The following is a 22,635-nucleotide window of genomic DNA, read 5'->3' as shown; positions in this document are numbered from 1 at the left end:
AACTTGTTTAAGCAATCGTTGACCATATCGCCGACGCTGCAGATACGAAAAAGCCCGCGCCTTGCGGCACGGGCCTTGAAGTATGAAATCAGCCCTCAGCAGAGCCGACCGGCCTTTTAAGCCTTAAGGATCGAACGACCGGCATAAACAGCCTGCGGGCCGAGCATTTCCTCGATACGGATCAGCTGGTTGTACTTGGCAAGACGGTCGGAACGCGACAGCGAGCCGGTCTTGATCTGACCGCAGTTGGTGGCAACAGCGAGATCGGCGATCGTAGAGTCTTCGGTTTCGCCCGAGCGGTGCGACATGACGGCGGTGTAACGTGCCTTGTGAGCGGTCTCGACGGCGTCGAGCGTTTCCGTCAGCGAGCCGATCTGGTTGACCTTCACGAGGATCGAGTTGGCAGTGCCCATCTTGATACCGTCGCGCAGGCGAGCCGAGTTGGTGACGAACAGATCGTCGCCGACCAGCTGAACCTTGTCGCCGATCTTGTCGGTCAGGTATTTCCAGCCAGCCCAGTCGTCTTCAGCCATACCGTCCTCGATCGAGATGATCGGGTATTTTGCAGCCAGTTCGGCCAGATAGTCAGCCATGGCTTCCGGCTCGAGCGCGCGGCCTTCGCCTTCCATCTCGTATTTGCCGTTCTTGAAGAATTCGGTCGAAGCGCAATCGAGGCCGAGGAATACGTCGTCGCCCGGCTTGTAACCGGCCTTTTCGACCGACTTCATGATGAAGTCGAGGGCTTCCGGCGCGCTCTTCAGGCCCGGAGCGAAACCGCCTTCGTCACCAACGTTGGTGTTGTGGCCCTGTGCGCCCAGTTCATTCTTGAGGACGTGAAAAATTTCCGAACCGATGCGAACGGCTTCGGAAAGCGATTCCGCGCCGACCGGCATGATCATGAATTCCTGGAAATCGATCGGGTTGTCGGCATGCGCGCCGCCGTTGATGATGTTCATCATCGGAACCGGCAGGACGTGAGCGGCTGCACCACCGATGTAACGGTAAAGCGGCAGACCGGACGATTCGGCAGCAGCCTTGGCGACAGCGAGCGACACGCCGAGGATGGCGTTGGCACCGAGACGCGACTTGTTCGGCGTGCCGTCCAGCGCGATCATGGTCTTGTCGATGTGGATCTGGCTTTCGGCATCGAAACCGCCGATGGCATCGAAGATTTCCGTGTTGACGGCTTCAACGGCCTTCAGAACACCCTTGCCGCCATAACGCTTGCCGCCATCGCGAAGCTCGACGGCTTCGTGCGCGCCGGTCGAGGCGCCCGACGGAACGGCTGCACGGCCCATCGTGCCGTCTTCGAGATAGACGTCGACCTCAACGGTTGGGTTACCGCGGCTGTCGAGGATTTCGCGGGCAATGATATCGGTAATGGCAGTCAAGGGTCTCTCCTCAGGTTGACGGGCTTCAAGCGGTCACTGAAAATGGCTCACAATCAATGACACGGCAATTACAGTGCAGGCACTTTTGGTTCCTTGACGGTGATCAAAAGCGCAATTTGTCACACAGGCTTTATCACGCAGCCTTGGCAATGGCATCGAATGCCAAAAGCTTTTCCAGCAGCTTTGGCATGTCCTTCAAATGCACCATGTTCGGGCCATCCGATGGCGCATTGTCCGGATCCTCATGAGTCTCGATGAAGACGCCGGCGACACCGACAGCCACCGCTGCGCGCGCCAGAGTCTCAACGAACTCACGCTGACCGCCGCTCGAGCCACCCTGCCCGCCCGGCTGCTGTACCGAGTGGGTAGCGTCGAAGACGACCGGCGAACCAAGCGACGCCATGATCGGCAGCGAGCGCATGTCGGACACCAGCGTATTATAGCCGAACGAGGCGCCTCGCTCGCACAGCAGCACGTTGCCGTTGCCGCTTTCCGTGAATTTAGCCTGGACGTTCTTCATGTCCCAGGGCGCCAGAAACTGGCCCTTCTTGACGTTGATGGCGCGGCCGGTCTTGGCGGCAGCCACCAGAAGATCGGTCTGGCGCGACAGGAAGGCCGGAATCTGCAGGATATCCACCGTCTCGGCGACGACTGCGCACTGCTCTTCGGTGTGGATGTCGGTGAGAACCGGAAAACCGAACTCCTTCTTGAGATCGGCAAAGATCTCCATCGCGGTATCAAGCCCGATGCCGCGTTTGCCGGCGATCGAGGTGCGGTTCGCCTTGTCGAAGGAGGATTTGTACACCAGGCCGATGCCGAGCTTGCCGCAAAGCTCAGACAGAGTGCCGGCGATCATGAAGGCATGATCGCGGCTTTCCATCTGGCAGGGGCCGGCAATCAGGGAGAGTTTCTTGCTGTTGGAAAAAAGGACCTGCTTGGCCCCCTCGCCGACGGTTACTTCGGCCTTGGCGCTGACAGCCATGATCACTCCTCGAAAGCAAATACGGCACCCTGTCCGGGCGCCGGGGCAACCACGATGCGACTGCCCTTATCCATGAATGCGACGTCATTAGCAGCAAGCACCGCCCGTGTCACGGCAAGATCGGGAACACGGAATATCACCGCGGCACGGCCAAGACCGGTTCGCGACAATGACGCCGCATCGCCTGCGGAAGAAAACGTGTCGGCAAAGGTTTTGGCGTCAACGAGCCTTAAAACCGCATTGCTTGCGGCAAACCTGTGATCACCGAAATCGAATTTTTCAGCGCTTGCATCAAGCACGGTCCCAATCCGCTCGACGTCTTCCTGCGTATTCCCCGCCAGCAGAACAACCTGGGACAAAGCCGCGACACCATTTTCATGACGTTCCAGCGCCGATCGATCTGCCGGCAGGGGATCGAGCCGCTGGCATGTGAAGACGCCGAAAGAATCAGCGTCACTCCGCGCCGCAAAGGCCAGCCGAAAACGGGCCAGTTTTTCGGTCCCGTCCGGCAATTTGGCAAATCTCGAAAATTCCAGCATCTTGCCGGCAGAGACCCCGGCCTCGACAAACCGGGCATCATCCGCCTGCGCATCGTCGGTTGCCAGCGCCATGGCGGACAGTCCCTCCTCACCTGCAGGAGTGCGAAACTCACCATCCTGCCGGACAAACACGTTTCCATCGGCGAATGCCTGATCATAGGCAGCCTGATCCACTATGGAAAGCGGCTCGAGATAAGTACCGTCACCCATGAAAACACAGGCATTTCCCGTCCCGAAGGGATGGGCGGCATCTGCAGCCACGGTGAAGCCCAGTGCTTTCAATCGGCGGCGGGCGCCATCAAGCGACATGGTCGGCAGGACGAGATGATCGATCGTGAACATGGCAGCCCATTTCCAAGCGTTGATTGTCTTAGTGATCGATCTTTCCGGCTGCACGATCAAGACCAGCCGCAGCACTGTTCGTTCCGCGCAACTACCATTTTTCGCCACTTGCAGAACACACATGGAACATATAGTGTCCGTTCTGGATTTGTTTCACCTTTGAGGACCCGCCATGCTCACGCGCAAACAGCAGGAACTGCTTCTGTTCATTCACGAACGAATGAAGGAATCCGGCGTCCCTCCATCGTTCGACGAGATGAAGGATGCGCTGGATCTGGCATCCAAATCAGGCATCCATCGCCTGATCACTGCGCTTGAAGAACGCGGTTTCATCCGCCGTTTGCCGAACCGTGCCCGCGCACTGGAAGTCATCAAGCTGCCGGACGCCTACAATGCAAGCCTGCAGCCGCGCAAACCGTTTGCACCGAGCGTCATCGAAGGCAGCCTCGGCAAGACGCAGCCCGTGCGTCAGGTGACACCGCCGCCTGTTGCCAATGACAGTATGCCCGCAACAACCGTGCCGGTCATGGGCCGCATTGCGGCCGGCGTGCCGATCTCGGCGATCCAGAACACGACGCATGAAATTGCCGTGCCACCGGAAATGCTGGGCAGCGGTGAGCATTATGCACTGGAAGTGCGTGGTGATTCGATGATCGAGGCCGGCATTCTGGATGGCGATACGGTCATCATCCGCAACGGCAGCACGGCAATGCCGGGCGATATCATCGTGGCGCTGGTCGACGACGAGGAAGCGACGCTCAAGCGTTTCCGCCGCAAGGGCGCATCGATCGCGCTCGAAGCGGCCAACCCGGCCTATGAGACCCGCATTTTCCCGCAGGAACGCGTCAAGGTGCAGGGCAAGCTCGTCGGCCTCATTCGCCGTTACCACTGATACCTGCCTTGCCGCTCAAAAAGCGCAGCGGCTCCGGCAGTGTCGGATCAAAAAGATTGCGCCGCCAGTCATAGTCGCGGTGACGCGTCCAGGAGCGATCGGCGCCGACCATGGCGGCGGCGATCGACCATTGTTTGGGATCAGAATTTCCGTTGAAGCGGATTTCCAATGCTCCTGTTCTGCGTAACGCCTCGCCGTTGATCATCAATGCGCCCGAACGACAGCGATCAAAACGGGCACGTGCCGCAACAACCATTTGCGCGACATCGCAGGCAGGCCCGGCAAAGCGGGCATCTTCCACCACAGCGACCGCCGGGCCGCTGGTTGTTCTTGCGACACACCATGACCGGCCTGCGCAGACGAATGTATCCAAGACACTTTCGCGCAGAGCCTTTTGCATCGCCTGCCGCGCTTGAAATACTTCTTCGGGCGTGAGGGGCGGTCGTCGTGATGTCGCTCGTTCTTTCGGTGCGTTGGCCTCTCGCAGTGCGGTGGCCTGCTGCTCTCCTCCCATGCTCGTCGAGACTGACCTCAATCCATCCGCAGTTTTTGGAACGGCCGCTCCATTCGGCAGCAGCACCGCAACCTCTGCCGATGTCGTTGTACCGTTTTTCGGCGATGGCGTGTCCAGCAATGTCGGCGCCGCAGGCTGGGGCAATGACAATGCGTGGCGCCACTGCGAATAAATGAAACCGGGCGGACGCGCGCGATTGGTCGCGACCTGCTTATTGCCCAGCAAGGCGGCAAGGCTTCCATCTTCGGAAACCAGAAAATCCGGCGGCGGATCATGCGCCACCCGCCATGACAGAAAGATGGCCAGTGCCAGAAGCGGCAAACCCAGCAGATGAAGGCGTGTGCGCAGCAAGGTCAGCATCAGAAAACCGGCTGTGGCGACGGGCAGAAACCACGACGGTTGGCGCCCGATGGCAACATCACCTCCCCAGGTCGCAACCATCTTGGCGACAACGATAACGCCCTCCAGCCCGACGCCCATCACCTTCAGGAAAAAGCCGTCGAGGCCAAATGGCATCAACAGCATACCGATCAGGCCGAAGGGCATGACGATGAAGGAGACCAACGGCATGGCGGCCAGGTTCGCCGCCAGTCCATAGGTCGATATCCGGTGAAAATGGTCGATGGAAAAGATAGCCGTCGACAGACCGCCGATCAGCGATGTGGCGAAAACCCCGCCGGCCAGATGCCCGATCGCCAGAACGGGCTTGAGTGCCGCGGGTCGCCATGGCGTTTCGCCGTCTTGCGCCGCCCCGCGCCTGCTCCATGCAGAATAACCTGCGACCAGCGCCACCGTTGCCGCAAAAGACATCTGAAAACTCGGCCCCAATATCTCCGAGGGTGAGACGACAAGAACGACAAGCGCCGCCAACGCCACATTGCGCAGGCTGATCGATGGGCGATCGAAAAACACGGCGGCCAGCATGATCGCCATCATGATGTAGGCGCGCTCTGCCGATACACCGAAGCCCGAAGTCAGGTAATAGCCGGTTGCCATCAACAGCGCCGCGGCCGCGGCCAGTTTCTTCACCGGAAAGGCCTGGGCAAATCCTGGCAGAAGCGCAAGCAGACTGCGCATGCCGATAAAAAAGATGCCCGCCGCCAGCGCCATGTTCAGACCGGATATGGCAACGATATGGGCAAGGCCCGACACGCGCAAAGCCTCGGTCGTTTCATCGGAAATCGCTCGCCGTTCGTCGGTGACGATGGCGGCGGCAAACGCGCCGGGATCACCGGGCACGGTTGCGCGGATGCGCGAGGCGATCGCGCTGCGCCATGCAAAGACGGTTCGCTCAAGTGTTTGCGCCCAGGTCTCGGCAACCGGTCCACTCATCAGCGTGGGGGCACCGTAGAAAAAGCCGATCGCGCCTATGCCGTCGTAATAGGAGGAAAAGGCGAAATCGACGAGGCCGGGCAACGCCGGTCCGGAAGGCGGCGATATCCGCGCCCGCCCGCCAATCCGGTCTCCGATGTCGAAAGCAGGCTGGCGCGTTCGCGACAACAGCGTGATGCGTGTCGGCGGCCGACGAAGCTGCGGCGACGCCGTGCTTTCGAGCGCCAGCACATACCGCCAGCGCCCCTCGCCACTGGGTTCGCGCATTTCGACGACACCCGTCACCACCGTCGTGACCGGCTGATCCAGAACGACGGTGGAGCGTCGCCAGTCCTGAAAAGCCGCCAGCAACATGCCCGCGGTCAGCAGAACAGCGATCAGCACGACGGAACGAAAGCGGCCGTACGTGCCTCGAAGGATAAACGCGAACCCCAGGCTGAACAGAAACGCCACGGATAAAAGCCCCGCCGAAGGCTCGGAAGGCATCGCAAACCATATGGCTGCCCCGAGGCCAATCAGAACAGGCAGAGCCAGAAAGGCATGACCGTGTGCCTGCTCCTCGGCTATCATCCCGATCGTGGCGGACTGCATACGCGCCCAGGCGCTCAGCAGGCGTGCGGCGAGGCCATATGAGGGACGATGCGCGGCCGGAGCGGCGCCACCCGGCCTGAACCTTGAGAGGGACGAGACGCCTGCGGCAACCCTCTGGAGCGGGCTGCGACCATACGGCCTATTGCCAGTCTGCGTCAGAGACGCATGGACTGAGTCTTTCACGGCCAATATCTGAGTTTCCGAGCTGTCCGGCAGAGCGTTTTGGCAGGGCAAATTCGGCTGATTTGCCGACTGCTGCATCGTCTCCGTCGACATCCAGCCCTCCCAAATGAAATTCAAGCGAACACGACTTAGGATTGCATTTTCGGTACTCTCAGGTCAATCGGCAGACATGTCTGTCACGCCACTTTCCAGCCGATCAGACTGGCCCAAGCCTCCTGCGCAGTGGCTGAACGACGAGATCGGAAATGTGAAAATATAAACCCCAGATTGCCGCTATTATAGGTCGTTTGCCTAGTTAATTTTCGCATTGCACAAATACCGCCCACAGGCGCTTGGCAGCGAGCGCCGGATCATATAGCTAATCAGGACGCTTCTTTTCTTTTGGCGCTTCTCCAGCGCCATTTCCGCCTATTTCGGAGGATTATATGACGGATACGAGCGCAAACATCGTTCTTGGCGATAAAAAAGTAGAGATGCCGGTCAAGAAGGGCACTATCGGCCCTGACGTGATAGACATCGGCGCGCTGTACAAGAACACCGGCGCCTTTACCTACGACCCCGGCTTCACCTCCACTGCATCGTGCGAATCCAAGATCACCTATATCGATGGCGACAACGGCGTTCTTCTGCATCGCGGTTACCCGATCGAGCAGCTGGCCGAGCACGGCGACTTCCTGGAAACCTGCTATCTGCTGCTGTACGGCGATCTGCCGACTGCAGCACAGAAGAAGGATTTCGATCATCGCGTAACGCACCACACCATGGTGCACGAGCAGATGAACAAGTTCTTCAGCGGCTTCCGTCGTGACGCCCATCCGATGGCCGTCATGGTCGGCACCGTTGGTGCACTGTCGGCTTTCTATCACGACTCGACCGACATCACCGATCCGCACCAGCGCATGGTTGCGTCGCTGCGCATGATCGCAAAGATGCCGACGATCGCGGCGATGGCCTACAAGTACCATATCGGCCAGCCGTTCGTTTATCCGCAGAACGATCTCGACTATTCGTCGAACTTCCTGCGCATGTGCTTTGCCGTGCCGTGTGAAGAATACAAGGTGAACCCGGTTCTGGCCCGCGCCATGGACCGCATCTTCATTCTGCACGCGGATCACGAGCAGAACGCCTCGACCTCGACCGTGCGCCTCGCCGGCTCGTCGGGTGCCAACCCGTTTGCCTGTATCGCCGCCGGCATTGCCTGCCTCTGGGGCCCCGCTCATGGCGGCGCCAATGAAGCGGCGCTCAACATGCTGCAGGAAATCGGCACGGTTGACCGTATTCCGGAATATATCGCCCGCGCAAAGGACAAGAACGATCCGTTCCGCCTGATGGGCTTTGGTCACCGCGTCTACAAGAACTACGATCCGCGCGCGAAAATCATGCAGAAGACCACGCATGAAGTTCTCGCCGAACTCGGCCACAAGGACGATCCGCTTCTGCAGGTCGCCATGGAGCTGGAAAAGATCGCTCTTACCGATCCTTATTTCATCGAGAAGAAGCTCTATCCGAACATCGATTTCTATTCGGGCATCACGCTGAAGGCGATGGGTTTCCCGACCACGATGTTCACCGTGCTCTTCGCGCTGGCCCGCACCGTCGGCTGGATCGCCCAGTGGGCCGAAATGATCGAAGATCCGCAGCAGCGTATCGGTCGCCCGCGCCAGCTTTACACCGGCGAACCGCAGCGCGATTACGTTCCGGTTTCCAAGCGCTAAGCTAAGAAACATCAGACAAAGAAAAACCCGGTCAATGGCCGGGTTTTTTATTGTCCAGGAGATCGAGCACGATGGCTGCCGCAGCCTCACCCGGTGGCACCGGTACGGTGAGATTTTTCCAGGTCAGATCGAAACCTTCGAGCATGGCGCGGCGCGGGCCGCTGTCATACGAAAGCTGCTCCGCCCAACGGCAGAGCGCGCCGGGACGCACGACTTCATTGATATATTCAGGCACCACAACACGGTCGGCAATGAGGTTGGGCAGCGCGCCGGACCATATCTTGATGCGCTTGGCCATCATGGTAATCAGCCAGTCGGCCTTGTAGGCCGAGACGACCGGTACCGTTGCCAGGGCCAGTTCGAGAATGACGGTGCCCGACGCTGCGATTGCCGCATCCGCTTGCGCAAAAGCGGCCCACTTACCCGTCTGATCAACCACGATCTCGGGTCTGTTCTCGAAACCCGCAACGATCTCCTGCACCAGAGCTTCGCGGCGTTTGACCGTCGGCAGGATGAAACGTGTCGGCCCGTTGCGGCGCACAAACTCCTGCATCACCTCACCAAAGATCGGCAGCAACGCCTTGATCTCGGCGCCGCGCGATCCCGGCAAGAGCAGGATCGTTTTCGCATCGCCTGCATTTTTAAGCGGCCGCTGTGCCCGCAATTCGCGCACGCGCAGAATATCTGCATCAGCCGTCAGGCGATGGCCGACAAAATCGGTGCGCGGTCCATCCAGACGGCGCATGGCCTCGGGTTCGAAGGGCAGCACGGCGAGAACCCGATCCACATAAGGCAGCATCGCCTTGGCGCGGTATTCCTTCCACGCCCAGACACTGGGGCAGACATAGTTGACCACCGGCAGATCGGGCAAAGCCGCCCTCACCTTCTTCGCCACCCGATGGGTAAAATCCGGGCTGTCGATGATGATCAGCACATCCGGTTTTGCGGCGATGATGGCATCCGCCGTCTGGCCGATCCGGCGGATCAGGCCTGGAAGACGCGCCAGAACCTGGGTTATTCCCATGATCGAGAGTTCGGAGAAATCGAACAGCGAGTGCAGACCTTGGCCTTCCAGCGCATCACCGCCGACGCCGACCAGTTCCAAATGGCCGCCGGTTCTTGCCTTCAGCGCCGCGATCAGATCGCCACCGAGCAGATCACCTGATACCTCGCCGGCGACCACGGCGATTTTGAGGGAGCGCTCACTCATGACAATCCCTCATTCGGCAAGCCTGCATCGATACCGCAGACAAAAATGCCCTCGGCATCCGCCAGCGCAATCATCTCCTCGCGGTCGAGGACCAGCGCGTGGCCGGCCTGCACGGCAATACCGGCAAGGCCTGCGGCAACCGCATTGCGAACCGTCGAAGGACCGATGGTCGGCAGGTCGGCGCGGATATCCTGCTGCGGTTTGCAAAGCTTTACCAGCACGCCCTTGCGGCGCGCCGAAACGCGGCCCGCAGCACGAAGGGCGGCCACACGCTGAAGCATAGCATCCGTACCTTCGACACCTTCCAAAGCAACGATGCGGCCGCCGACGCTGACCGAACCCTGGCCGACATCAAGCTCGCCGAGCAACCGCGCCGCGGCTCCGGCCTTGCGGATATCACGCAGGTCGTCGTCGGACGGAGAAATACGGCCGAGCGGGCCGACCGTTGCCAGAAGGTCCGGCGCGATCTGGTGCACACCCATGACCTCGCAGCCCATCGCCTCGAACAGGCGGATCACCATCTGTAAAACGGTGTCGTCGCCGCCGGCCAGCAGCGTGCGCACCACAGACGGCATTTTGCGGATCGTGCGCCATGTGGGATGGATCTCGCGCCATTCCGGCCTGCGAGAAACGCCGCCGGACATCACGACCCGGCCAATACCACGCTCACGCACAGCCTTTTCGATGGTCGCAAGATCACCGACACTCGCCACCACGCATTCGAAAGCGGAGAAATCACGATCCGCTTCATTTTTCAGCGGAACGATCAGCGGGTTTTCACCGGCCCGACGGGCAGCTTCGGCCACATATAACGGCAAAAGGCCGCTTCCGGCGATGATCGCCAAGCGGCCTTTCGAATGTTCTGCCGGAGCGCCGGCCAAGGGATCAGGCCTTGCCACGATGCGGCGAGGAAATCGCACGATCGCTATCGGCGCCGATGAAGTCGAGGATTTCCAGAACTTCCGGGCAATCCAGATAATCGTCGCGCAGAGCCGCGGCATTGGTGCGGATATTGCCTTCGCCTTCGAAAATATCCTTGAAGGCGCGACGCACCTTGTGGATCGTCGCCCGTTCGATACCGGCGCGCGTCATGCCGACGACGTTGAGGCCACCGAGAAGGCCGGGATTACCGTTCAACATGCCATAAGGGATGACGTCGTAGTTCACGGCAGACAGGCCGCCAATGAAGGCCTGACGACCGATACGGCTGAACTGGTGCACGGCAGATCCACCACCGAGAATGACGCGATCGGCAACCTTCACATGGCCGGCCAGCATGACATTGTTCGACATGATGATGTCATTGCCGAGAATGCAGTCATGGGCGACATGCGAATTGGCAAGCAACAGGCAGCGATCGCCGACAACAGTCGTGCCGCCGCCTTCTGCCGTACCGGTGTTCATCGTCACGCCTTCACGCATGGTGCAATTCTCACCGATGAAAAGCGTCGTTTCCTCACCGGCATGATGCACGCTCTGCGGATCGCCGCCAATAACGGCCATCGGGAAGATACGCGAACCGCGGCCGATCTTGGTGCGGCCGGTCACAACGGCGTTGGAGACGAGTTCAACATCATCGCCGAGCACGACTTTTGGACCGACCCGGCAAAACGGACCAATCGAAACGTTTTCACCGATGACCGCACCATCCTCGACAACTGCCATCGGATGGATGCGTGCGCTTGCTGCTATCGTGCTCATTACGCGTCCTTACGACGGATCATCGCGCCGATATCTGCTTCTGCGACGACAGCGCCGTCTACCTTGGCATCGCAGTGGAACTTCCAGATGTTGCCACGCTGTTTCTGCTTGGTCACATGGAACTCGACGCGGTCACCCGGCACGACCGGCTTGCGGAAACGTGCGTTATCGATGGTCATGAAGTAGACCAGATTGCCGCCCTCGCCTTCCTTCAGCGCGCAGATGGCACCGGCCGTCTGGGCCATGCCTTCCACGAGCAGAACGCCCGGCATGATCGGCTGTTCCGGAAAATGTCCGGTAAAATGCGGCTCATTGGCGGTGACATTCTTGATGCCGATGGCGGAATTGTCGCCGTCGATCTCGATGATCTTGTCCACCAGCAGGAAAGGGTAGCGGTGCGGCAAGAGCTTCATGATCTGCTGGATGTCTGCCGACGCCAGGGTCGTGTTGCCCTCAGCCATTCCGGTCTCCTCTTTTCTTGGAGCGCTCATCGGAGCGCATCATTATTTCTGCAATATCTCTCAGGAAATCGGGCATTGGTCGCGCCGGAATACCACCATATTTGGCCTTCGGCGGAATATCGCCGACAACGCCACTCATGGCAGCGATCTGCACACCGTCACCGATTGTAATGTGACCGTTGATACCCGAAGCACCGCCGATCATCACACCGTCGCCTATCGTCGTCGAGCCGGCAATACCGGTTCCCGAGGCAAGGCCGCAATGACGCCCGATGCGCACGTTGTGGGCAATCTGCACCAGATTGTCGATCTTTGTGCCCTCGCCGATCACGGTATCATCCATCGCACCACGGTCGATCGTGGTATTCGCGCCGATCTCGACATTGTCCTGAATGATAACGCGGCCGACCTGCACGATCTTCATGAAGCCGCGCGGCCCCGGCGCATAACCGAAACCGTCCTGGCCAAGCCGGGCACCATTATGGATGATCACGCCGTTGCCGATCATCGAGGCGACGATGGATGCGCCGGCAGCAATGGTGCAATCACGACCGATCGTGACATTGGCGCCGATCACCGCACCTGCGCCGATCCGCGTGCCTGACCCGATTTCGACACCGGCGCCGATGACGGCCATAGGCTCGACATGCACACCGTCTTCCAGACGCGCCGTCGGATCGACGTAAGCTGCGGGAGAAATGCCGGCCGGTTCCGACGTGATCGCAGAAGGACGCAAGCCTTCCGGGTGCAGCAACGCGCCCGCAGCTGCAAATGCAGAATGCGGCGTGCGGGTCAAAAGCACCGGGATATGATCGGGAACGGCAGACCGCAATCCGGCATCACACAGGATCGCAGAGGCCTGGCAGGTTTCGAGTTCTGCCTTGTTCTTGCGGGAAAGGATGTAACAAATGTCGCCAGCCTTGGCACGCGACACCGGAGAAACCGAACGGATCAGCGTATCGCCGACCGTCTCATCCAAAAGCTCCGCCCCCAAGTGGCGGGCGAGCTCTTTCAAGCTCACCCCCTCATGGGGCGGAAAGAAACGATTATCGTCCATCAGCCAAAGCTCCAGAACATTTTTTGTGGTCGTTCTGGACCAAAAGGATCAGAACTGGTTGGCCATGCTGAAGCGGAATTCCTGGACTTCGTCGTAGTCTTCCTTGGCAACCGGCACGGCGTAATCGACGCGCAGAGCACCGAAGGGCGAAGCCCAGGTCACACCTGCACCAACCGATGCACGGATGGAATTGTCATCACGTACACCAACAGCCGGCACGTCGTTTCCGTAAAGCACGCCAGCATCAGCAAACGCGTTCAGACGGAGACCAAAGTCTTCAGGCAGGCCCGGAGCCGGGATACTGACTTCCGCCGAGGCGTTGAAGTAGGTCGTGCCGCCGAGAGCATCGCCGTTCGGCATACGCGGGCCGAGACCGTTGTTTTCGAAACCACGAACCTGCTTGCCGCCGAAGGTGAACTGATCGAAAATGTTCAGCTTATCGCCGGTCGCTACGACGTGACCTGCACCGACACCGATCTGACCGATGATATCGGCTTCGTCAGACAGGAGCGTAAAGTAACGGGCACGACCATAGATCTTGTAGAATTCGGAATCGCCACCGAGACCCGCATATTCATGCGTCACCGTCGCATAGATGCCTTCGCGCGGAAGGGTCATGCTGTCGACCGTGTTGTAGGTCAGCGTCTGCGAGATCGAAGACTGCAGGTAATCGCCATGCTGGATCATGTCGATATACGGCTGGGAAAGGTTACCATTGCTCAGGTAATCGTCGTTACCGTCGTAATTGATTTCCTTGTAGGTGTAGCGGAACGTCGTCGCCAGATCTTCGGTGATCGGCGCCGTTACGCGCAGCGTGAAGCCCTGCTCGTTGTAGTCATAGTAGTCTTCGGAAGAAGACTGGCTCTTGAAGACATCGAAACCGGCAGCCAGACGATAACCGAGGAAATAGGGCTCGGTGAAGGACAGCGAGTAGGTACGGGCATCATCGAGACCGCCACCGACTGCAACGCGGATGTACTGGCCGCGGCCGAGGAAGTTCTTTTCTTCGATCGAAGCTTCGAGGATGGCGCTGTCGCTGCTCGGCGAGTAACCGACGCCGATACCGAACGAACCGGTCGACTGGTCTTCAACATCAACGATGATGATGACGCGGTCGGCAGACGTGCCCTGCGTGGTCGAGATATTGACCTTGCCGAAATAGCCCAGAGCCTCGAGACGACGCTTGGCGCGCGTGATCATGGTCTGGTTGAAGGCGTCGCCTTCGCTGATATCGAACTCGCGACGAATGACGTAGTCACGCGTACGGGTGTTGCCACGGATCTCGATACGCTCGACATAGGCGCGCTCGCCCTGGTCGACCAGATAGGAGACGCCGATCGTGTTGTTCTGGAAGTTACGATCGCCGCGCGGCGTAACACGTGCAAACGGGTAACCCGCAGCAGCGACGCGCTCGGAGATGGCTTCCATGGACTTCTGAATGTCCTTGGCGCTGTAGGTGTCGCCCGTATGGGTCTCGACGAGGCCCTGCAGGTCTTCAGCATTGACGCCATCAACCGTCGATTCGACGCGGACATCACCAAACGTGTAGCGCTGACCTTCTTCGACAGTGAAGTTTACCGTGTATGCGTTCTTGGATTCATCCAGAACAGCATCCGAGGAAACGACGCGGAAGTCGGCGTAACCGTGGTTGTAATAGAACTGACGCAGCGCTTCTTCATCGGCGCGGCGCTTGTCGTCGTTATAGACATCCTTGCGGGTCAGGAACGACAGAGGACCGGATTCCTTCGTCGCGATCACATCACGCAGACGGCGATTGCCATAGGCCTGGTTGCCGACAAAGTTGATGGAGTCGATCTTGGTGCGATCGCCTTCGTTGATCTGGAAAGCGATGTTTACGCGACCCTGACCAACCGGAACGACCTGCGTGGTGATTTCGACATCGCTGCGGCCAGTGGCCGAATAGGCCTGCTTGAGGCGCTCGACGTCGGAAGCGAGCAGAGCATCGCTATACGGACCGAGCGGCTGCGTCTGAACGGCGCCAGCCAGCTTGTCGTCCTTGATCTTGCGGTTGCCGTTGAACACGACCTGGTTCACGAGCTGGTTCTCATTGACGGACACAACGAGAGAACGGCCGGAAACGCTGATGCGAACGTCGGAGAAATAACCTGTGGAATACAAACGCTTCACCGACTCGTCGATGTCGGCTTCAGAGAAGCTCACACCTGGACGAATGGTGATGTTGGAGCGGACGGCCTCCTCGCCGGCGCGCTGCGCACCACGGACTTCAACCCGCTGGATGGTGGCGGCCTCAGCAACCGGGGCAGAGGCAAGCACAACGACACCCGCACCCGATGCGACAACACTAGCAGACAGCGCAAACGCCGACACTGCGTTCAAAAACTTTGAACCAGCTTTCATATTCACTTCTTACCTTTTTCCGTTGTCCCTAGACGGGTGGCACCCGACTCCGGCCACGTGTGTCGTTTTACCTTCTTTTGTCCTACAAGCAAGGCATCGCGTTAATTTCTATTTACTTCCTTCGCAGCCGTGGCGCATTCGCCACGCGGACATGCAAACAGGGTAAATAAACGGTTTCTGCACCGTTCTGAAACACTTAACCGATCCACCTGCCGATCGTGTCATTCCATGTGGCGAACACCATCAGCGTCAGAATCAGCGCGAAGCCGAGCCTGAAGACGATCTCCTGAACCCGCGCATTCAGTGGACGTCCTCTCAGTGCCTCAAGCGCGTAAAGCAGCAAGTGACCACCGTCAAGCACCGGAACCGGCAGCAAATTCATCAGACCAAGCGAAACGGAAATGACGGCGGCAAAATTCAGGACGGCAACAAAACCGAGCGTCGCCATCTGTCCCGTCGTTTCGGCGATGCGGATCGGGCCACCGATCTGATCGGCGCGCATGCGGCCGGCAAAGATGTTGGCGATATAACGCCCCGTGCCGGTGATGATATTGCCGGTTTCCTTGAAGCCCTCGATGACGGCGGCGCCCGGCGAATACTGCTGGACACGGAAATTGCCGCGCTGCTCGTTGGTAACGATACCGATGAGGCCAAGCTCGACCTTGTTGCCGAACTGATCGGTGATTTCCTCGCGCTTCGGCACCATCGGCAGATCCAATCGCGAACCTTCGCGCTCGACAGTCACGATGATGGGCACCAGCGGGCGAATACTGACGTAACGGCGCACTTCATCGAAGGTCGCGACCTCATGGCCATCAAGCGCCACCAGCTTGTCGCCAACCTCGACGCCGGCAACCTGTGCCGCGCTATCGGGGCGCACTTCGGCCACGACCGGATCAGCAACGACCTTGCCGTAGACCGTGAACAGAACCGCAAAAATGGCGATTGCAAGGATGAAGTTGGCGATCGGGCCTGCCGCAACGGTCGCGGCCCTTTTCCACAGTTTTGCGCCGGCAAGTGTCTGCGCGCGCTCTGCGTCGCTCATGCCCGACAGCGAATCGGTGCCCGGCATGCTGGCGGCATCCTCGTCGCCATAAAATTTCACATAGCCGCCAAGCGGGATTGCCGAGATCTTCCAGCGGGTGCCGTGGCTGTCGGTATAACCGATCAGTTCAGGCCCGAAACCGACAGAAAATGCCAGAACACGAATGCCGCTCCAGCGCCCGACGAGATAGTGACCCATCTCATGTACGAACACGAGCACCGAAAGGACGAGGATAAACGGGATGATATACCCGGTAAGCACGCCGAAAATTGCCATCACGCCATCCATTCCTGCTTCGCCGGCTCCCTGCCCAATTTTATATGCACGATTTCATGTCTCTGTGACGGTCTTTAAAGACCGAAAAGAAAACCGGCAACAGGGGTCTCGCCATATCCGGTCCAGGCGGCATGCGCCATGGCCAGGAGAAACGCCGCGAAACAGGCGAAAACGAGACCATCGACACGGTCCATCACGCCACCGTGACCGGGAATCAGATGGCCGGAATCCTTGACGCCAAAGCGGCGCTTGATGAAGGATTCGAACAGATCGCCGATCTGGCTGGCCACAGACAGCGCCAGCGCCAGCGCCACGGTGCGCAGCGACACCTGCGAGAAGAACGAAAGCGTGATGGCGCTGCCGAGCGCGACGCCTGACACCGTGCCACCAATGGCGCCGGACCAGGTCTTGCCGGGAGAGATCCGCGGTGCAAGTTTCGGCCCGCCAATCGAACGCCCGAAGAAATAGGCCAGGATATCGGTGCCCCAGACGACGGCGAACAGAAACAGCGTCGCCATCAGCCCGAACTGGTCGCTGCCACGGATCGCGGCAAGCGAAATACCACTCAGGCCCGCATAAAGCACACCACCGGGCATCCAGCCGCTGCCACGCCGCAAAAACTTCAGCAGAAGGGCCGTGATGGCAAAACCGCCCAACAGGGGGGCACCCAGACCAAGATCGCCAAAAGCCAGATTGGCCGCCACGCAGACCACTGCCACCCAGCCGAAAGCGTCGCCGCGCAAATCCACCTCGGGCAGACGCGTCATCTTCGACCATTCGTGATAGATCAGCAGCGACATGCCGGCGGCAAACAGCCGGAAAGGCGTTCCGCCATACCATGTTGCGGCAAGGGTGACCGCGGCCATGACGAGCGCGGAAATCGTACGCTTGCGAAGTTCGCTTGCCATCAGCCGGCAACCGCCGCTGGCTTGGCAGCTAGGCCGCCAAAACGGCGATCGCGCGCCGCATAGATCTTCAGCGCGTCAAAAAACATCTCGCGGTCGAAATCCGGCCAGAAATTCGGCAGGAACAGGAATTCGGAATAGGCGGCCTGCCACAGCAGGAAGTTGGAAAGACGCTCCTCGCCGCTGGTGCGGATGATCAGGTCCGGATCGGGGATGCCGGCGGTATCGAGGCGTTCGTCAACCATCGCCATATCGATATCTTCCGGGCGCAGCAGTCCAGCCGCCACTTCGCTTGCCAGACGTTCGATGGCGCGCAGAATTTCGTTCCGCGAACCGTAATTGAAGGCGATGACAAGGGTGAGGCCGGTATTGCCGCTGGTGGTTTCTTCAGCCTCCAGCAACATCGGCAGCAGATCGCCCTGCAGGTTGCGGCGATCGCCGATGATACGAATCCGGACGTTCGAACGATGCAGTTCGGCCAGATCGCGGCGGATGAACCGCCGCATCAGCCCGAGCAGGTCCGTCACCTCGGCTTCCGGCCGGCTCCAGTTCTCCGAGGAGAATGCGAAGAGCGTCAGGAACTCGACGCCCGCCTCGCCTGCGGCACGCACAGCCTGACGCACGGCCTCGACACCTTTTGTGTGCCCGACGGTGCGCGGCAGGCCGCGCTGGTTTGCCCAGCGACCGTTGCCATCCATGATGATGGCAACATGCTTCGGGATCACGGGTAGATCAGGCTTCACCATGTTCAGTCCGGCGTTTGTGACAGCGACGAGCGGGCTTTGATGCAGGTTCTAGACCTGCATGATTTCCTTTTCCTTCTCCGCAAGCAAGCGGTCCAGCTCGGAAATCGCATCATCTGTCATCTTCTGGATTTTTTCGGACTGCGCACGGCTGTCGTCCTGGCCGATATCGCCGTCCTTTTCAGCCTTCTTCAAGGCGTCCATGCCATCACGGCGAACGTTGCGCACAGCAACCTTGCTCTTTTCCGTGTAGTCGTGCGCAACCTTGACCAGCGACTTGCGGCGCTCTTCGTTGAGCTCCGGCAGCGGGATGCGCAGGTTCTGACCGTCCATGATCGGATTGAGGCCGAGATTCGATTCGCGGATGGCGCGGTCGACAGCATTGACCATCGACTTATCCCAGATGGATACGCCGAGCATGCGCGGCTCAGGCACGGTAATATTGGCAACCTGGTTCAGCGGCACACGCGAACCATAGGCTTCGACCGTGACCGGATCGAGAATGTTGGCAGAGGCGCGGCCCGTACGCAGCGAGGCGATGTCGCTCTTGAAGGCCGTAACAGCGCCGTCCATGCGACGCTTGATGTCGTTGAGATCGATGGCACCGCTCATCTTACACTCCGTATGTTGTTTGAGGTCCGCTGCGGTCGTCCGCGCGGACCTGTCTGAAGATCAATTGTCTGAAACGATGGTCTTGAGACCACCGCCGGTCAAGATATCGGCGAAACCGCCACGCTCGTGGATCGAGAACACAATAATCGGGATCGTGTTCTCCTGCGCAAGCGCAACCGCGGTCACATCCATCACGGCAAGACCCTTTTCCAGAACTTCCGCGTGGGTAAGCTGGTCGAAGCGGGTGGCCGTCGGATCCTTCTTCGGGTCGGCCGTATAGATGCCGTCCACCTGCGTGCCCTTGAACAGGGCTTCTGCGCCGATTTCGGCCGCACGCAGAGCGCCGGCACTATCGGTCGTGAAGAACGGGTTGCCGGTACCGCCGGCAAAAATCACCACCCTGCCCTGCGACAGATGATGCAGCGCCTGGCGCTGAGAGAAGCTTTCGCAAATTTCCGGCATGGAGATCGCCGACAGCACGACCGTATCGACGCCGAGCTTGCGCAGCGATGTCGCCAGCGCCAGTGCGTTGATCACAGTACCGAGCATGCCCATGTGGTCGCCGGTGACGCGGTCGCCACCCTTGGAGGCAACGGCAACACCGCGGAAAATATTACCGCCGCCGACAACGATCCCGACATCGACGCCCATACGGCGTGCATCGGAGATATCGGCAGCGATACGGTCGGCAACGTTGACGTCGATGCCGAAACCCTGGCTACCCATAAGGGCTTCACCAGAGACTTTCAAAAGCACGCGTTTGTAGATTGGCTGGGCAGACATGGATACTCCTTCGAGGCTCGCACCGCCAAGCCCGATACACGAAGGGCACCGCGTTGTCACGCGATGCCCCTGTGATTATTGATATTGTATAGAGATATCAGCCCTTGGAAACGGCTGCGACTTCAGCTGCGAAGTCGGTCTCTTCCTTTTCGATGCCGTCGCCGAGCAGCAGGCGAGCCATGCCGGTGACTTCGATCGGAGCGCCGACTTCCTTTTCGGCAGCCTTGACAGCTTCGCCGACGGTCAGGTCAGGATTGATGACGAAAGCCTGCGACAGAAGGGCGACTTCTTCGAAGAACTTGCGCATGCGGCCTTCAACCATCTTTTCGATGATGGCTTCCGGCTTGCCGGATTCGCGCGACTGTTCGATGAAGACGTTGCGTTCGCGCTCGGCGACAGCAGCATCGACTTCTTCCGAACGGATGGCGAGCGGAGCCGTTGCAGCGATGTGCATGGCAACCTGGCGGCCGATGGCGCTGAGGGCTTCCTTGTCGCCGGTCGACTTCAGGGCAACCAGAACGCCGAGCTTGCCGAGACGATCGGCGGCAGCGTTGTGGATGTAGGTCGCGACAACACCGTCTTCGACTTCAAGGGCAACCGAGCGACGCAGGCTCATGTTCTCGCCGATGGTGGCGATCGCATCCTTGATGGTGTCGGAGACCGACTTGCCGGTTGCCGGATAGGTGGCTTCGCTAACGGCTTCAACGGTGCCATCGGTGGTCAGCGCTACGTCGGCAATGCCGCGAACCATGACCTGGAAAGCGTCGTTACGGGCAACGAAGTCGGTTTCGGAGTTGACTTCGACGACGACAGCCTTGGTGCCGGTCGATGCAACGCCGATCAGGCCTTCAGCAGCCGTGCGGCCCGACTTCTTGTCGGCCTTTGCGATGCCCTTGGCGCGCAGCCAGTCGATTGCTGCTTCGATGTCGCCGTTGTTTTCGGTCAGCGCCTTCTTGCAGTCCATCATGCCTGCGCCAGACTTTTCGCGCAGTTCCTTCACCAGTGCAGCGGTGATTTCAGCCATTGTGAGCCTCTTGTCGGTTCGAGTTGCGTGCCGCCGGAAAAACCTCGGCGAACTCAAGGTCTTGGGAACGAATGTACCCGGAAGTGTGACAGGGTGATGAAGATCATCACCGGCCTGTCGTCTCAACCGCTGACGTCATTGCTGCGGGAGGACAGGTCCTTAAACGGCCAAGGCCAGGGATTGTGATCTCTGGCCTTGGACGAATTCGCAAAGATGGAGCGGTCAGTGCCGCTCCGCCCCAGACAATTAAGCCTGAGCTTCGGCTTCGCCTTCGAGAGCCGGCTCGATCGGAGCTTCGGCCATACCGCCGAGGTCACGACCGGAAGCGCCCTGCTGGCGAGCGATGCCGTCGATGGCAGCGCGAGCGATCAGGTCGCAATACAGCGAGATGGCGCGCGAAGCATCGTCGTTACCCGGGATCGGGTAGTCGATGAGGTCCGGATCGCAGTTCGAGTCGATGATAGCAACGACCGGGATGCCCAGGCGCTTGGCTTCGTCGATAGCGATCTTTTCCTTGTTGGTGTCGATGATCACCATCAGGTCAGGGGTGCCGCCCATGTCGCGGATACCGCCGAGAGCCTTGTCCAGCTTCTCGCGTTCGCGCTCGAGGTTCAGGCGCTCTTTCTTGTTGTAGCCGGACTGTTCCGAAGCCAGGATCTCGTCGAGCTTGCGCAGACGGGCGATCGAGTTCGAAATGGTCTTCCAGTTGGTCATCATGCCGCCGAGCCAACGCGAGTTGACGTAGTACTGGGCAGAACGCTTGGCCGAATCGGCGATCAGCTCGGAAGCCTGACGCTTGGTGCCAACGAACAGAACGCGGCCGCCACGGGCAACGGTGTCCGAGATGACCTGCAGGGCGCGCGACAGCATCGGAACGGTCTGCGCGAGGTCGATGATGTGGATGTTGTTACGATCGCCGAAAATGTACGGCTTCATCTTCGGGTTCCAGCGGTGAGTCTGGTGACCAAAGTGAACGCCTGCTTCAAGCAGCTGGCGCATAGAGAAATCGGGCAATGCCATGCCTTGTTATCCTTTACCGGTTGAACCTCCGCAAGGCGAACAGCACTCTCTTTTGAGAATGCCACCGGGCGGAACTGCCCGGATTTCTCCCGGACGATCCCATGCCTTACGTGTGGAATATTGGTGCCCATACAGCGCTTCGCCCGTCAGATCAAGGCGAAGCGTTAAAAAAGATTGTTCGATGATCAATCGTCAGGGCACGGCCACATTGCCGGCGCACGCAAACCCTTCGGCAATTTCGTCTCCGCATTGCCGCAGGACAGATCGACCTGCGACTGCGCCAGATCAACAGCGCCGGATAGATCCAGCCCCTCGATGCGGGTCAGGAACATGAAAGCCCGATCGAAACGCGGTGCGGTCGTGAATATCGCCTTGCTGAGATCGGCGCGCGACAGGTTTGCGAGCGTGAAATCCACATCGGTCAGATTTGTCTTGTCGAAAGACGTCCGGCCGAGTTCCGCCTTTTCGAAATTGGCGCCGGTCAGATCGGCACCGCCGAAATTGGCGCGCTGCAACTCCGCCGACTCGAAACTGGCACCCTTGGCCGAAACGTTCTGCAAGCCGGCGCGATAACCTTCGGCCCGCGAAAAGTCCGCCTTGTCGGCGGTCGATCCGGTGAACCATGCACGAATGATACGGGTCTTCTGCAGATTGGCGCCCGTCAGGTTGTTGTTCCTGAGGTCGGTCATCGAAAAATCGGCTTCCGAAAGATTGGCGCCCTGAAAGTCGTTGCCCGACATCATCAGGTTTTTCTTGACGCAGCCGCTCCAGTCGACCTTGGCGGCAGCCGATGATCCACAGCTGCCGGCGCCGCTCGCGGCCGGCGCAACGAGGTAACTTGCGCCGGAAATCACCGTCGCCAAGAAAAGACCGGAAAAAACACCTGACTGCCGATACATAGCGCCCGAATTCCAACCCAATTTCGAAATTCTCCCCAT

20 protein-coding genes are annotated in these 22,635 nt (G+C 59.5%); 2 read left to right on the top strand and 18 right to left on the bottom strand.

The genetic code is table 11. The features are described from left to right. Nucleotides 1-116: 116 nt before the first annotated feature. The 3 genes from eno to EDF70_RS11885 form a co-directional block, all read right to left on the bottom strand. Nucleotides 117-1,391, bottom strand: a complete 1,275-nt coding sequence (gene eno, locus EDF70_RS11895) for a phosphopyruvate hydratase (protein ID WP_132273505.1) — start codon at nt 1,389-1,391, stop codon at nt 117-119. Nucleotides 1,392-1,524: 133 nt separating this feature from the next. Beyond that, a complete protein-coding gene (gene kdsA, locus EDF70_RS11890) occupies nt 1,525-2,373 on the bottom strand; it encodes a 3-deoxy-8-phosphooctulonate synthase (RefSeq protein ID WP_132273504.1) in 849 nt (282 codons plus the stop codon). Between the two features lie 2 nt (nt 2,374-2,375). Next, nucleotides 2,376-3,254, bottom strand: a complete 879-nt coding sequence (locus EDF70_RS11885; protein WP_132273503.1) for a VOC family protein — start codon at nt 3,252-3,254, stop codon at nt 2,376-2,378. A gap of 172 nt (nt 3,255-3,426) precedes the next feature. Here EDF70_RS11885 and lexA point away from each other — a divergent pair, with 172 nt between their 5' ends. Then, complete coding sequence (gene lexA / locus EDF70_RS11880) at nt 3,427-4,146, top strand: transcriptional repressor LexA (protein WP_132273502.1); 720 nt, start codon at nt 3,427-3,429, stop codon at nt 4,144-4,146. On the opposite strand, the gene EDF70_RS11875 is transcribed toward lexA, so the two are convergent. Then, nucleotides 4,127-6,478, bottom strand: a complete 2,352-nt coding sequence (locus EDF70_RS11875; protein ID WP_281033588.1) for a ComEC/Rec2 family competence protein — start codon at nt 6,476-6,478, stop codon at nt 4,127-4,129. The two genes, lexA and EDF70_RS11875, sit on opposite strands and share 20 nt — an antisense overlap. Nucleotides 6,479-7,191: 713 nt before the next feature. On the opposite strand from EDF70_RS11875, the gene gltA reads away from it, so the two are divergent. After that, nucleotides 7,192-8,481: a citrate synthase gene (gene gltA / locus EDF70_RS11870; protein WP_132273501.1), complete on the top strand. Its 1,290-nt coding sequence runs from the start codon at nt 7,192-7,194 to the stop codon at nt 8,479-8,481. 31 nt (nt 8,482-8,512) lie between these two features. Here the strand turns inward: gltA and lpxB are convergent, their stop codons facing one another. The 14 genes from lpxB to EDF70_RS11795 form a co-directional block, all read right to left on the bottom strand. Continuing rightward, a complete protein-coding gene (lpxB, locus tag EDF70_RS11865) occupies nt 8,513-9,691 on the bottom strand; it encodes a lipid-A-disaccharide synthase (protein ID WP_132273500.1) in 1,179 nt (392 codons plus the stop codon). Beyond that, nucleotides 9,688-10,572 carry an LpxI family protein gene (locus EDF70_RS11860; RefSeq protein ID WP_245519151.1) on the bottom strand — a complete coding sequence of 295 codons (885 nt, stop codon included), beginning with the start codon at nt 10,570-10,572 and terminating at the stop codon, nt 9,688-9,690. Before EDF70_RS11860 ends, lpxB begins: the two co-directional genes overlap by 4 nt. A 4-nt stretch (nt 10,573-10,576) precedes the next feature. Next, nucleotides 10,577-11,392, bottom strand: coding sequence for an acyl-ACP--UDP-N-acetylglucosamine O-acyltransferase (gene lpxA / locus EDF70_RS11855; protein ID WP_132273498.1), 816 nt, complete (start codon nt 11,390-11,392; stop codon nt 10,577-10,579). Continuing rightward, entirely contained in the window at nt 11,392-11,853 is a 462-nt protein-coding gene (fabZ, locus tag EDF70_RS11850) for a 3-hydroxyacyl-ACP dehydratase FabZ (protein ID WP_132273497.1), read from the bottom strand. The genes lpxA and fabZ overlap by 1 nt, the downstream gene beginning before the upstream one ends. Beyond that, complete coding sequence (gene lpxD, locus EDF70_RS11845; protein ID WP_132273496.1) at nt 11,846-12,910, bottom strand: UDP-3-O-(3-hydroxymyristoyl)glucosamine N-acyltransferase; 1,065 nt, start codon at nt 12,908-12,910, stop codon at nt 11,846-11,848. The genes fabZ and lpxD overlap by 8 nt, the downstream gene beginning before the upstream one ends. Nucleotides 12,911-12,958: 48 nt before the next feature. Further along, nucleotides 12,959-15,289, bottom strand: coding sequence for an outer membrane protein assembly factor BamA (gene bamA, locus EDF70_RS11840; RefSeq protein ID WP_132273495.1), 2,331 nt, complete (start codon nt 15,287-15,289; stop codon nt 12,959-12,961). Between the two features lie 196 nt (nt 15,290-15,485). Next, nucleotides 15,486-16,610 (bottom strand): RIP metalloprotease RseP, encoded by a 1,125-nt coding sequence (gene rseP, locus EDF70_RS11835; protein WP_207908242.1) that lies wholly within the window; start codon nt 16,608-16,610, stop codon nt 15,486-15,488. A gap of 74 nt (nt 16,611-16,684) precedes the next feature. Next, nucleotides 16,685-17,518: a phosphatidate cytidylyltransferase gene (locus tag EDF70_RS11830; protein ID WP_132273493.1), complete on the bottom strand. Its 834-nt coding sequence runs from the start codon at nt 17,516-17,518 to the stop codon at nt 16,685-16,687. Then, nucleotides 17,518-18,261: an isoprenyl transferase gene (locus EDF70_RS11825; RefSeq protein WP_132273492.1), complete on the bottom strand. Its 744-nt coding sequence runs from the start codon at nt 18,259-18,261 to the stop codon at nt 17,518-17,520. Before EDF70_RS11825 ends, EDF70_RS11830 begins: the two co-directional genes overlap by 1 nt. Before the next feature lie 48 nt (nt 18,262-18,309). Further along, a complete protein-coding gene (gene frr / locus EDF70_RS11820) occupies nt 18,310-18,870 on the bottom strand; it encodes a ribosome recycling factor (protein WP_112731154.1) in 561 nt (186 codons plus the stop codon). A 60-nt stretch (nt 18,871-18,930) separates the two neighbouring features. After that, a complete protein-coding gene (pyrH, locus tag EDF70_RS11815) occupies nt 18,931-19,653 on the bottom strand; it encodes a UMP kinase (RefSeq protein WP_132273491.1) in 723 nt (240 codons plus the stop codon). A 97-nt stretch (nt 19,654-19,750) separates the two neighbouring features. Next, nucleotides 19,751-20,677: a translation elongation factor Ts gene (gene tsf, locus EDF70_RS11810; protein ID WP_132273490.1), complete on the bottom strand. Its 927-nt coding sequence runs from the start codon at nt 20,675-20,677 to the stop codon at nt 19,751-19,753. A gap of 246 nt (nt 20,678-20,923) precedes the next feature. Further along, on the bottom strand, nt 20,924-21,697 hold the full coding sequence (gene rpsB / locus EDF70_RS11805; RefSeq protein WP_132273489.1) for a 30S ribosomal protein S2: 774 nt from the start codon (nt 21,695-21,697) through the stop codon (nt 20,924-20,926). 185 nt (nt 21,698-21,882) lie between these two features. Continuing rightward, complete coding sequence (locus tag EDF70_RS11795) at nt 21,883-22,596, bottom strand: pentapeptide repeat-containing protein (protein WP_132273487.1); 714 nt, start codon at nt 22,594-22,596, stop codon at nt 21,883-21,885. Nucleotides 22,597-22,635 lie beyond the last annotated feature (39 nt).

The organism is Neorhizobium sp. JUb45, from assembly GCF_004343585.1.
GTDB lineage: Bacteria > Pseudomonadota > Alphaproteobacteria > Rhizobiales > Rhizobiaceae > Neorhizobium.
This window is presented reverse-complemented; position numbering and strand designations above follow the sequence as displayed.